The organism is Catellatospora sp. NPDC049133, assembly GCF_040648455.1.
GTDB classification, from domain to species: domain Bacteria; phylum Actinomycetota; class Actinomycetes; order Mycobacteriales; family Micromonosporaceae; genus Catellatospora; species Catellatospora aurea.
Genome location: NZ_JBEZDT010000013.1, coordinates 79,804 through 92,573, shown reverse-complemented (window position 1 = coordinate 92,573; position 12,770 = coordinate 79,804). Strand labels below are relative to the sequence as shown.

8 protein-coding genes are annotated in these 12,770 nt (G+C 68.3%); 5 read left to right on the top strand and 3 right to left on the bottom strand.

Annotated features, from left to right (window positions below; genetic code table 11):
* Positions 1-103: 103 nt before the first annotated feature.
* Entirely contained in the window at positions 104-1,171 is a 1,068-nt protein-coding gene (locus AB0B35_RS16920) for a hypothetical protein (RefSeq protein WP_361046043.1), read from the bottom strand.
* Between the two features lie 7 nt (positions 1,172-1,178).
* Between AB0B35_RS16920 and AB0B35_RS16915 the strand changes: the two genes are divergently transcribed.
* On the top strand, positions 1,179-1,616 hold the full coding sequence (locus tag AB0B35_RS16915; RefSeq protein WP_360533666.1) for a helix-turn-helix domain-containing protein: 438 nt from the start codon (positions 1,179-1,181) through the stop codon (positions 1,614-1,616).
* Positions 1,617-1,925: 309 nt separating this feature from the next.
* Here the strand turns inward: AB0B35_RS16915 and AB0B35_RS16910 are convergent, their stop codons facing one another.
* Positions 1,926-2,336, bottom strand: coding sequence for a fumarylacetoacetate hydrolase family protein (locus AB0B35_RS16910; RefSeq protein WP_361046320.1), 411 nt, complete (start codon positions 2,334-2,336; stop codon positions 1,926-1,928).
* Positions 2,337-2,454: 118 nt separating this feature from the next.
* Between AB0B35_RS16910 and AB0B35_RS16905 the strand changes: the two genes are divergently transcribed.
* The 4 genes from AB0B35_RS16905 to AB0B35_RS16890 all read left to right on the top strand — a co-directional run bounded on the left by AB0B35_RS16905 (position 2,455) and on the right by AB0B35_RS16890 (position 6,356).
* A complete protein-coding gene (locus AB0B35_RS16905) occupies positions 2,455-3,300 on the top strand; it encodes an enoyl-CoA hydratase/isomerase family protein (RefSeq protein ID WP_361046040.1) in 846 nt (281 codons plus the stop codon).
* Positions 3,301-3,589: 289 nt separating this feature from the next.
* A complete protein-coding gene (locus tag AB0B35_RS16900) occupies positions 3,590-4,231 on the top strand; it encodes a hypothetical protein (protein ID WP_361046037.1) in 642 nt (213 codons plus the stop codon).
* A 37-nt stretch (positions 4,232-4,268) separates the two neighbouring features.
* On the top strand, positions 4,269-5,762 hold the full coding sequence (locus AB0B35_RS16895; protein WP_361046035.1) for a LuxR C-terminal-related transcriptional regulator: 1,494 nt from the start codon (positions 4,269-4,271) through the stop codon (positions 5,760-5,762).
* 345 nt (positions 5,763-6,107) lie between these two features.
* On the top strand, positions 6,108-6,356 hold the full coding sequence (locus tag AB0B35_RS16890) for a hypothetical protein (protein WP_361046033.1): 249 nt from the start codon (positions 6,108-6,110) through the stop codon (positions 6,354-6,356).
* 306 nt (positions 6,357-6,662) lie between these two features.
* Here the strand turns inward: AB0B35_RS16890 and AB0B35_RS16885 are convergent, their stop codons facing one another.
* Positions 6,663-12,440, bottom strand: coding sequence for a ThuA domain-containing protein (locus tag AB0B35_RS16885; protein ID WP_361046030.1), 5,778 nt, complete (start codon positions 12,438-12,440; stop codon positions 6,663-6,665).
* Positions 12,441-12,770 lie beyond the last annotated feature (330 nt).

The following is a 12,770-nucleotide window of genomic DNA, read 5'->3' as shown; positions in this document are numbered from 1 at the left end:
TGACGCCGTCGCGGTAGATCACGCCTTGTCGGAGCCTGCCCCAGCCGCCCGCGCCACGTACGGCCGGGCGCCTCGACGGTCTTCCACGACGCATTCGCAGCTCTCAAGCGAACGTCGGCAGCGCCGGCCTGCGTTGCTGCTCGGTGCGCTGTCGCAGCAGCACGAGGGCGAGGCCTGCCAGGAACCAGACGGCGAGGATGGCGAGCGGCGCTGCCGTGTGGGATCCGTCGAAGTAGCCGAACTTGTTGACCGCTCGCACGGCCGCGCCGGGCGGGAGCTTCGCCGAGATCGCTTGGGCCCATCCCGGCAGTAGGTCGAATCCGATCGCCGCGCCGCTGGTCGCGTTGCCGATCGTGGTGAGGGTGAGTACGGCCAGACCGATGCCGGCCGGGCCGAGCCAGGCGCCTAGGGCTTTGGTCGTGAAGGCGCTGGCTGCCGACAGGAGGATCAGTGAGAGCGCGAGCAGTGGGAACGGGGCTGTCAGCGAGCCGTAGACGGGACCGGCGATGGTGGCCGCGACCAGGCCGATCGCTATCGCGAATCCGCCCATGGCGTAGAGCCGGTGGCGCAGGCGCACCTTCGTGACGGCTGCGGTGAGGCCCTGCGCGAGGACGAACGACGAGAGGGTCACGCCGAACACCACGTAGAAGGCCGACAGCCCTCGGCTGTCGTAGCTGGTCAGCGGCACGATGTCGTGCTCCTGGACGGTCGCTCCGACGTGCGTTGCCAGGCCCGCGACGAGTTGACGTGCGGCGCCGCTTTCGCTGAGCCCGCTGGCACCGGCGTAATCGAGTCCTAGGGTCGTCGGGGAGGTGGCGTCGAGCACGGCGATGGCTTCGCCTGAGCGGACCATGGCCCGTCCGTCCTCGATACTCGTGACCGGGGTGACGGCGACGGCGTCGGCAAGACCGGTCCGGGCGGTGCCCGCCAGTTGCTCGCCTACCACCGCGATCGGCAGCCGGCTGGGCTCGGGGTCGCGTTGCAGCCCGACATAGACGGCGATGAAGGCTGCGCCGATGACCAGGCCGGTGAGCACCAGGGAGGTCCAGGCCCGGTGCTGTGTGAGGATGGGTTTGTCGGTGTCGGCAGTCGGATCAGGTGATGAGGACATGTTCACTTCCCCGCGTAGTGTGGTTTGAATGTCAAACCAGGCAGACTCGAAGGCTAGCACGGGCGGTTTGAAAACCAAACCGACTCGTGACGCTCTGGCTGTCGCGCTGGACGTGGTCAACGACAGATGGTCGCTGCACATCGTGCGAGCGCTCGCGTTCGGCGCCTCCCGCTATACCGAGATCCTGCGGTCCGTGGGCGCACCCAGGGACGTCCTGGCCGCCAGGCTGCGCAAGCTCACCGAGTCCGGCATCCTGCGGGCTCGGCTCGCCGAGCACGACGCGGCCGCGGGATACGAACTCACCCAGAAGGGGAAAGACCTGGGCCAGGTCATTCTGGTGCTCAAGCGCTGGGGAGACACGTACCGCGACGTCGATGTGCCCGAGGTCGACTTCATCCACGACGTCTGCGGGCAGGTGTTCGTCGCCGAGGTCTGCTGCCGCGCCTGCGGCAAGCCGGTGCGGACCGGCGAACTGTCCCCCGGTGACGAGTCCACCGGATGCTGACACGGCGGGCACCTGTATTTGGTAGTGCCTGGCCGCCCGGTCGGCGGCTGATCGCCCCGATCCGGGTCGCGGTACCCCGGGTTCCAGGCTCGCCCTCGGACACTTTTGCTGATTTAGCCATATTCATCGCTAATATTTTCTGGGTAATCGGACTTTTGGCCTACGTCAGGCTGCGCGCTTTGGGTCGGCGACGAGGGGTCCCGTGGCGCTGGTGAGACGTTCTGTTGGCCCTTGCGGATTTGACTTCGTGGCCAGACTTAGACGCCGTTCACATCGAATCCATCGACCGCAGGCTCGCCGACCCGGCCGCTATGTCGCGTCGGCCTGGGCGAGCATCGGGTTGCGAAGGGTTCCGATGCCTTCGATCCAGGTGACCAGCACGTCACCCGGAGCGAGAAACTTCGGGGTAGTGCGGCCGACGCCGACGCCGACCGGGGTGCCGGTGAACACCACGTCGCCGGGCATTAGGGGGCACACGGCCGACACATAGGTGATGATCTCCGGTACGCCGAGGACCATCCTGAAGGTGCGGCTCTTCTGCAAGATCTCGCCGCCTTTGAGCCTGCAGCCCAGTTCGAGGTCGTCGGGGTCGGCGAACTCGTCGGTACTGACCAGCTCCGGGCTTAGCGGAGCATAGCCACGGGAGGACTTGGCCAGGCCGAACTGCGGTGCCGGTCCGGCCAGTTGCATCCGGCGTTCGGAGAGATCGGCGCGTGTCAGAGCCGCCGAAATTTCTGTTTCATGATGGTCTGACGCATGTTACTCGCGTCGGGCCGGGATGATGCACGAATGCCGCTAGTGAAACGGGCCGGCCGGCGTCGGACAAGGAGACGAACTAGTGAAAACGTGGACCCACTTTTCCGTAGTGGCCGAGACCAGGAGACTGTGGCGGATCACGTTCGACAACCCTCCGATCAACCTGGTCTCCCCGGAGACGCTCACCGAGCTCCCGCGTCTGCTCGACCAGCTGGCGGCTGCTTCTGAGCTGCGTGTCGTCGTGTTCGAATCGGCGAACCCGGACTACTTCCTCAACCACTACGACACCTCCCGGGTCGCCGAGACTCCCGAGGAGCTCGGGGCGAGCGGCTACCCGCTGCTGATCGACGCGAGCACGCGCCTGTCGCGCCTGCCCGTCGTCTCGATCGCGAAGATCCGGGGACGGGTCAGAGGCGTGGGCAGCGAACTGACCCAGGCGATGGACATGCGCTTCGCCAGCGAAAGGGCACTGTTCGGCCAGCCTGAGGCCGCCAATGGCAACCTGCCCGGCGGCGGCGGTCTGGAGCACCTGCCGCTGCTGCTCGGCCGCGCACGGGCCTTGGAGGTCGCCCTGTCCAGCGACGACTACCCGGGCGAGCTGGCCGAACGGTACGGATGGGTCAACCGCACGGTCCCCGACGGAGAGCTCGACTCGCTGGTCGACGACCTCGCCAGGCGGATCTCCTCATTCGACAAGGAATCGATCACCGCGGTGAAACAGCAGGTCAACAGGTATACCCTTCCGTCCGCGGACGATCTGAAGTCCTCCTATGACATGTACCTCTCGTCCTTCGGCTGGCCGGGATCCGAGCGCAGGCTGCCCGCCGCCGACGCTGCCGGACGTAATCAGCCGGGCGACTACGAGCTGCGCCTGGGATATCACCTCGGGCGCCAGCCGGACGTTGTTTCTTCACGAGACATCTCATAGAGGCGTGGCTTTTCCGAGACCGAACGCAGTTCCGGCTCGACGGCCCCGTCGCCGGTACTACGCTGATCGCGGCGGAGCAAACGAAGGTCAGGGCTGCCGGGCCGGTGCTCGCCGGCAAAGGGTCCCGGTCGGTCGCTCCGCGTGGGCGGCTGGTGGCCGACCCGATCGGCCTGGTCTTCGCGGTGCGCGCGCACGACGACAGCTACCGGAGCTGGCAGTCGGGGGTCTCGGCGACCGGGACGCGCGCTCACTGTTGGCGTCGGCGGTGCCCGGACCGCTCGATGAGCGGGTGCGTGAGCGGATCCTCGTCGAAGCCCGGGGCAACCCGCTGGCCTTGCTGGAACTGCCAGGGGAGCTGACTCTGCCGGAACTGGCCGGCGGATACGACCTGCCCGGTGTCCGGCCGCCGACCAGCCGGAGCGGCCGGATCGAGCGGGGCTACCTGCGGCGCTTCGACGGCCTTGCCCCACAGACTCGACGGCTGCTGCTGGTGGCAGCCCCCGAACCCCTCGGTGACCCAGCCCTGCTGCGCCGTGCCGCATCCCGGCTGGGCCTGCCTGCCGACGCCCTGGAGCCTGCGGAAGCAGCCGGGTTGATCACGGTCGGCGCCTGGGTGCGCTTCGCCCGCCCCCTAGTGCGCTCCGCCGTGTATCGCTCCGCCGCACCGGCCGAACGCCGACAGGTGCACCTGGCGCTGGCCGAGGCGACCGACCGTCTGACCGACCCCGACCGGCGCGCCTGGCACCTCGCGGCGGCGACGGCGGTGCCGGAGGAGCCGGTCGCCCGGGACCTGGAGCAATCGGCGCAGCGCGCCAAGTCCCGCGGTGGCGCCGCGGCGGCCGCCGCCTTCCTGCAACGGGCCGCCGAGCTCACCCCCGACCTGCGCCGTCGAGGAGAACGCGCCCTGGCCGCTGCGCAGGCCGCGGGGTGAGGCAGGCGCTCCGGCCGCGGCCAACGACCTGCTGGCGATGGCGCAGCTGAGTCCGCTCGACCGGCTGCAGCAGGCCCGGTGCGAACGCCTGCGTGCGCAACTGGTGTTCTACCGCAGTCGTGGCAGCGACGCGCCAGACCTGCTGCTGCAGGCCGCGCAGCGACTCGCCCCACTAGACGCGGCGATGGCCCGGGAGACGTACCCTGAGGCGTTGCTGGCCGCGATGTGCGCAGGCGCCGGACAGCCGCAACCCGAGGTCGGCGTGCGCGCCGTCGCCGCCGCAGCCCGGACGGCGCCGGTCGAACCGGGCTCGCAACAGGCCGCCGATCTTCTACTCGACGGGCTCTCGGCGCAGTTCACGCAGGGATTCCCGCAGGCGGTGCCCACCCTGCGCAGGGCGTTGGAGGTCTCCGGCTCCGGCCATACCGGGCTCACCCTGGTCTGTCTCGCCTGCTCGCTGGTGGCGATGGAGCTGTGGGAGGACACGGCGTGGCTTAACCTCCTGGAACGCGAAGTTCGGGTGGCCCGGCAAACGGGCACGCTGAGCATGCTTCCCGTGGCGCTGGACTATTTGGCCAGTTACCACATCCAGGCCGGGGACTTCACCGCCGCGGCGGCGTTCAACGACGAGTCCGTCGCGCTCGACGCCGCCATCCGAGTCTCACCCCCGCCGTACTCCCCGCTGATGCTGGCCGCCTGGCGCGGAGACCAGCAGAGCACTGCCCAGCTGACCCGGTCCGGCATCCAAGACGCGTCCCCCCGCGGCGAGGGCAGCGCTCTGGTGCTGACCGAATACGCCGCCGCGGTGCTGGACAACGGCCTGGGCCATTACTCGTCGGCGCTGGCAGCCGCCGAGCGCGCCATCACCGGCGACGTCCTCGTGGCCAGGTCGTGGACGCTGACGGAAATGGTGGAGGCCGCCGCCAGGGCTGGGCGGCGCGATGTCGGCGAACAAGCGCTGGAGCAGCTCGCGGAGCGAACGCAGGCAAGCGGCACGCAGTGGGCGCAGGGCAGCGAGGCCCGCTCGCGGGCGCTGCTGGGCGAAGGTCCGGCAGCCGAGGACCTCTACCGCGAGGCGATCGACCGGCTCGGGGACTGCCGCATGAACGCGCACCTGGCGCGGGCACATCTGGTGTACGGCGAGTGGCTGCGCCGCGAGAACCGCCGACAGGACGCCCGCGAACACCTCCACCGCGCCTACGACATGCTCACGGCGATGGGCGCTGAAGCGTTCGGGGAACGCGCCCGAAACGAACTGCTCGCCACCGGCGAGACGGTCCGTAAGCGCTCGGCGGACACGATCTCAGACCTCACTCCCCAGGAGGCCCTGATCGCCTCCCGTGCCCGCGACGGGCGCACCAACCATGAGATCGGAGCCGAGCTGTTCATCAGTCCCCGCACCGTCGAGTGGCACCTGCGCAAGGTCTTCACCAAGCTTGCCATCAACTCCCGCAGGGACCTGCGCGAGGCCGCCCTCGACACCAAGCTCAACGGCGCGTGGACACCTCCTCAGTCCAGGTCATCTAGTTGATGGCTGGCACCCCTGGGACCTCACCGTGCCTAACGAGGAGACCAGCGAGGCCACACACGCTGCGCGCCACCCAGCACCGCCCGCTCTGGAACGAGACCACGGAACAGGACTGCGGCGAAGACGAGCACTACCGGCCGCTGTGGTCCGCTGAGATCCTGGACGAGGTGCGGCGCAACCTGCCGCAGTCGGTCAGCGCGGCGGCCGCGGATCGTCGGATCCAGGCGATGCGCAGGTTCTTCCCCGAAGCCGAGGTCGACGGGTACCAGGACCTCGTGGACCAGATGACCAACCACCCCAAGGACCGGCACGTGCTGGCAGCGGCCGTGGCAGCCCGCGGACTTCATCGTGACCGCGAACCTCCGCGACTTCCCGGTCCACGCACTCGACCCGCACTCGGTCGAAGCACTGCACACTGACGACTTTCTGTGCGACCTCCTGGACGCGTCGCCCCGCCGCATCGTGCAGATCCTGCATCAGCAGGCCGACGCGACGGGCCGACACGGGCACACCAAACTCACGGTGAAAGACGTTCTCGACGGCCTCGCCGGATGCAACGTGACGCGCTTCGCTCACCGGGTGCGCGACGCCGTCTAGCACGGTCTTGGTTGATCATCAACAAGCACGCCCCGCGGTTCGACATTCACTGCAACCGCAGCTCAGCTGCCATCGTGATCATGTATTTGGGGTTCAACTCGCCCCTCGTACACGTAATTACCCCACGAAGCTCATTCGCATCTGCTGCGGATGGGCCTCTTCGGTTTGCGACGCTTACTTGTCGGCAGGTTCGATGGTCCAGCTGGTGCCGTTGGTCGTGATCGCGAGCCGATCGAATCCATGGTGTACGAGGTCGCGCCGCCACGGAGTTCGTGACGGCGCGACCTCGTACCAGATGGTGCTTGTCTACCTCAGGCGGCCGTTCTTGCCGATGCGGACGACGTCACCGTCCAGCCGGCCGACGCCGGCCAGTGACGTGCCGCTGTTGGCCTTGACCCCGGCGTTGGTCGGCGGTGTGCCGCCCAGCCTGATGATCATGGCATCGGTGTCGCGGACGAGCACCGCCCGGATTTCGGCCTCGGGCACCAGCGAGGTGTTCAACGCGAGCGCGCGGAACTCCTTGAGCTGGTTGATGGCCTTGGCGTCGTTGCCGTTCGCCTCGGACTGGCGAGCCGCTGTCAGCTTGGTCGTCAACTTCTTGTGCGCGTTGGCCGACAGCCGGCTGGTCGCCTTGAACCGGTCCAGCAGGTTCTGCATGTCCCGGAACGAGGTTGTCACGTAGAACCGCACTGTCGAGACCGTCTTGTTGCCGGCCTTGTCGGTGGCGGTGACCGTCAACTCGTGCAGGCCGAGCCGCAGCTCGTACATGGCCTGCAGGGTGCCGGTCGCGTACGGCGCGCCGTTGAGCGTCCCGACGACCGACGCGATACCGGAGGTCGGATCGACGGCCTGGAAGGTGACCCGGACGTCCTGGCTGTCGCCGTAGAGCTGGCCGTCGGCCAACCCTGCCACGATGACGGTCGGCTGGTTGCCGTCGACCTTCAGGATGGCGGACTTCAGCGTCTCCACGTTGCCGGCCCCGTCGGTGGCCTGGTAGAGCAGCTCGTGCTGCCCGTCGCCGCCGATGTTGACAGGCTCGGTGTAGGGCGTCCACGGCCCGCCGTCCAGTGACCACTCCAGTTTGGCCACGCCGGCACCGGCGTCGGTGGCGGCGAGCACCACCGGCACCTGCCCGGCGTGCCAGCCGTCGTCGTTGGCCGGTGCGAACGTCGCCGTGGTGATCGGCGCCGTGGTGTCGACCTTCACCTCGACGGTCTTGGCCTGCTCGACGTTGCCTGCGGTGTCGGTGGAGCGGTAGCGCAGCTGGTGCGTTCCTGTCCCGCTGATCAGCACCGGCGCGGTGTAGGCGGTCCACGTCGTGGCGTCGTCGAGCTGGTACTGGGTGCTCGCGACGCCGCTGCCTGATGCGTCGTCGGCGGCGGTCAGGGTGACCGTCGGCGACTCGGTGTACCAGCCGGCGGTGGCCGCGCCGGTCACCGCTGCCGTGGTGACCGGCGCTGTGGTGTCGCCGGCGCCCGGCGTGGTCAACCGGAAGTAGTCGAAGCTTGCCGGCTTCGACGCCGTCTGGTTGGCGCCGAGGGTGAACAGTCCGACCTTGGGTGTGTCACCTACGGCCGTGTTGGTCAACGGCTCCAGCGCCGTCCAGGTGGTGCCGTCGGCCGAGTAGGAAGCGGTGTAGACGCTGCCCACCCGAGCGAGTCGCAGGTGCCATACCGCGTCGGTGAGGTTGGTGATTCCGGGTTGCGGGTTCTGCACGACACTGGCGATCTCGCTGCGGAACTCGATCCGCCGGCTGACCGGCGAGCCGGCGGTGTTGTCGACGATGTAGTCCAGCTTCAGGTAGTTGTCGTCGTCGAGGTAGACCAGCAGGCCTGCCTGCTGGTACTGCTCGTTGAGCTGGCTGCCGTCGACCTTCGTCTCCAGCGTCCAGTCACCGGACGGCGCGTTCTGCAGGATGAAGTTGGTAGGCCCGGTGTTGCTGGCTGTGTAGATGTCCCCGTTGGGCACATCGATCTCCAGCTTGCCGCCGGCGACGCGGTACTTGGTGGTGTCCTCGCGGACTACCGCGTTCCACTTGCACCGGTCCAGGGCCGACCCGTCGAACTCGTCGGACGGGTCGATCGGCCCGGCCGGAGCGTCCGGGGTGAGCTGGAACCAGTCGAACGCCGCGTCGACGACCGGCGCGGTGGTGCCGCCGTTGAGGGCGAACATGCCCACCTTCGGGTTGACGATGCCGGCCAGCGCGGCCGACTGCCCGACCGGCGCGAACGTCACGCCGTCAGCTGACCAGGCCGCCGTCAGGTTCACGCCGTCACTGATCAACCGCAGGTAGGCGGTGCTGCCGAGCTCTGCCGGGGCGTTGACCGCGTCGGCGGCGCCGTTGCGCGGCACCCCGGCGGTCTCCCGGATGAACTCGAACTTCCTGTTGCCTCCGTAGAGCAGGTCGAGCTTGGCGTAGTTCTCGTCGTCGCCGTACACGATCAGGCCGGCCTGCTGGTAGTCGGCCGCCACGGCGACGGACACCTTGGTGGTCGCCTGCCATGCGCCGTCCGGCGCCGGCTGCAGGATCAGGTTGGTCGCGTCGTTGCGGGCGCCGTAGAGGTCGCCGACCGCGGTGGGCAACCGCAAGGTGCCACCGGTCACCGAGTAGAGCTGGTTCTCGCGGACCACTGTCGACCAGCGGCCCTTGTCCAGTGCCGTGCCGTCGAAGTTGTCCGACCGGGCGCCCAGGCAGGCGTTGTTCGGCGCTTGCACCCTGACGACCACATTGGCGTACGACTTCGCGCCGCGCGCATCGGACACGGTCAGCGTCGCCGTGAACGTGCCGGGGGTGGCGTAGGTGTGCGTGGCGTTGGCGGTGCCGGCGGTGGCGCCGTCGCCGAACTCCCACAGGTAGGTCAGCGGGTTGTCGCCCTCGGTGTCGGTCGCCGAGCCGGTGAAAGTGACCAGCACCGGCGCGGTGCCGGTGGTGGGCGTCGCCGACGCGGTGACCACCGGCGGCGCGTTGTCGGTCACGCCGCGTCCCAGGAAGTCGACCCAGTTGACGTTGAACAACGAACCCGTACCGGTGTCGCCTGCCGGGTTCTTCGCCACCAGGAACAGCGGCCCGGTCACCGTGCTCGGGCTGCTCAGCGTCGCCGTGACATCGGTGAAGGTCTGCCAGCCGCCGGTGCCCGGCACTGTCGCGGTGGCCAGCACCGGCCCGTCCGCGGTGCCGGCCCGTACCTCGATGCGTCCACCGGCGGTGTTCGACGCGACCCGGAACCGCAGCGCGTCGATGCCGGTCAGGTTCACCGGGGCGTGCGACCAGAAGTCGCCGTCCTCGATGAAGCCGATGTTCTGGAAGCCGCCGGCGGTGTCGGTCGTCGTCTCCAGTTGCACGCCCGGGTCGCCGCCGCCGACGCCGTCCGGAGCCCGTCCGGTGGCGGTGAAGTACTCGGCCTGCTTGCGCTTGGGCTGCAGCTGTTCGATCGCCCTGCCGGTCAACGCGTTGGCGCCGCCGACTCCGCCGGCATCGGTGTAGGTGGCCTCGAACACGGCGAACACGTTGGCGTCGGCGCCGTGACCGGAGGCCAGCGACGTCTGCACGGTGCCGGTGCACCCGGTGTACGACTGCAGGGGGTGCGCGTGCTGGTCGTGACCCAGGTAGTACTGCAGCCTCACCCGCGAGCAGTCGATCGTCCCGTCCTCCGGGTCGGTCACCGTGATGGTGTACTTGACCTGGTCACCCCACTCGAAGAAGCCGCCGTCGGGAGGGAACGAGATGGTGACCGTGGGCGCGGTGTTGCCGACCGTGACCGTCACGTTCGCGACGGCCGTACGGTTGGCGGTGTTGGTGACCGTCAGCTGCGCCGTGTAGTTACCCGCAGCCGGGTAGGTGTGCGACGGGTTGGCCGCGGTGGAGGTGCCGCCGTCGCCGAACGTCCACGCGTAGCTCAGCGCCCCGCCGTTCGGGTCACGCGACCCGGCGCTGGAGAACTGCACCGAAAGCGGCGCCGGTCCGGAGTCCGGCGTGCCGGTCGCCACCGCGATCGGGGCCCGCTCGCCCGCGATGTAGTCGATGCGGTAGATCCCGGAGTCGCCGTTGTTGCCGCCGAATCCGGTTCCCCACTCGATCAGGTAGAGCGCGCCGTCCGGACCGAACTCGAAGTCCATCGGCCGCAGGAAGGTCATGCCGGCCAGCATGTTGTTGATGTCGACCAGCGACTTGCCGTCGGCGGCGACCTGGAACGCGTACATCTTGTTCTGGTTCCACTCGCCGAACATCGCCTTGCCGTCGTAGTACGCCGGCCACTTGCGCTCGGAGACGAGGTCGGGGTCGTAGCGGTAGACCGGCCCGGCCATCGGCGCGCCGCCGCCGCCGAGCTCCGGGAACAGAGCGTTGCCGCTGTAGTCGTAGTCGACGGTGGCGCTGACCGCGGGCGGCAGGTTGGTCAGGCCCGTGTTGTTGGGCGAGTTGTTGACCGGCGCGGCGCAGTCGAACTTCGCGCCGGACGGTCCGCTGGGGAAGGTGTAGTCGTTGTAGGCGTAGTTAGCGCCGTGGCAGTACGGCCAGCCGTAGTTGCCGGGCTGGACGATGTTCCATTCGACTGTGCCTTCCGGGCCGCGGTTGGGGTTCGCCGCGCTCGCGTCGGGGCCGTAGTCGGCCACGTAAAGCGTGTTCGTCTTCGCGTCGATGCCGATCCGGAACGGGTTGCGGAAGCCCATCGCGAAGATCTCCGGCCGGGTCATCGCCGTACCCTGCGGGAAGAGGTTCCCGCTCGGGATGGTGTAGGTGCCGTCGGCCTCCGGGTGGATGCGCAGCACCTTGCCGCGCAGGTCGTTGGTGTTGCCGGCGGTGCGCTGGGCGTCGTAGTTCTGGCGTCCGGCCCGCTCGTCGATCGGGGTGAACGAGTCGGACTCGAACGGGTTGGTGTTGTCGCCGGTGGCCAGGTACAGGTTGCCGGCGCTGTCGAACACCATCGAACCGCCGGCGTGGCAGCAGGTGGTGCGCTGCGTCGTCACTTCCAGCACGACCTTCTCGCTGGCCAGGTCGATGCTGTCGCCGCTGACCGTGAAGCGGGAGACCCGGTTGCGCGTCATGCCGTCGTTGGGCGCCCAGTACAGGTAGACCCAGTTGGTGGTGGCGAAGTTCGGGTCCAGCCGGATCCCGATCAGGCCGTCCTCGTTGCCGGTGAAGACATCCAGGTCGACCGCGGTCACCGTGGTGCCGGTGGCGGGCTTGATGATCTGCACCCGGCCGTCACGCTCGATGTAGAAGACCCGGCCGTCGGGCGCGATGTCCAGCTCCATCGGGTTCTGCGTGTTGCTGTCCAGCGTCACCTTCTCGTACCCGCTGGTCAGCGACGCGCTGCAGTCGGAGTCGAGCGCGCCGGCCGCTGTCTGGATGCCGCCGAGCAGATGAGCCAGGAACGAGGGCTCGGTGTACGACGCGATGGTGTGACCGATACCGGTGTACCAGGACCGGCCGCCGTCATAGTCCTGGCACCACGCGATCGGGTGGTCGGCGCCCATCGCACCGGTGCCCGGCGAGTAGGACCGCTCGTCCAGACTGGCCAGCACATGCACGTTGCTGCGCGGGTTCGTCTGGTAGTTGTACCACTCGTCGAGCCGCGACCACTGCGCCGGCAGAGAAGCCGTGGACGGGTGCGACGGGTCCTCGACCTTGATGGTTGCCTGCTGGTTGTTCGGGTGCGCCGAGAAGTAAGCGCCAACCAGACTGCCGTACCACGCCCAGCCGTACTCGGTGTCCGATGCCGAATGCACGCCGGCAAAACCGCCACCGGCACGGATGTAGCGCTCGAAGGCCGCCTGCTGGGCGGCGTCGAGCACATCACCGGTGGTCGACAGCCAGATCACCGCCGCGTACTGCGCGAGGTTGGCGTCGGTGAACGCGCCGGCGTCCTCCGTCGCGGCAACCGTGAACCCGTTGTCGACGCCGAGCTGCTGGATCGCTGCGATACCAGCGGGAATGGAATCATGCCGGAACCCGGCGGTCTTCGAGAAGACCAGCACCGAGAACGGAGCAAGCGCCGCGTTGGCTTGATTGGTGGTTGCCTGCGCGGCCGGGGCGGGCGCCTGCCCGACGGCAATCGCGATCACGGTCATGGCGAGCGCGAGCACCGAACCGAGGAGAGATCGCGCTCTTGTATTCGGATGGGTGCGGCTTCGACGTCGTGATGACATTCAGAGTCTCCAATGTTTGGGCAGGATTGCAGACCCCTCCGCGGCTCGCCGAAGATCAGCGGGGGTAATAGTTGAGCCACTGAACAAACTAGCGCCGACACCGAAGTCGTGGTCAGATTGTTGCTGATCAATTTCATAACGTTTCGATAGCGCGGGTGTCATCGGCGGAGTTCTGGCCGTTCGATCTCTTTGGGACCCTCCGTAAGCCGGGCACGACCACTCCTAATCGAGCCGCCCGACGATTGCGGCTCCGAAGACGATCTCGCT

Coding starts and splice junctions, on each gene's coding strand:
- AB0B35_RS16895 (WP_361046035.1), top strand. CDS start 4,269: ATGGCGCAGCTGAGTCCGCTCGACCGGCTGCAGCAGGCCCGGTGCGAA.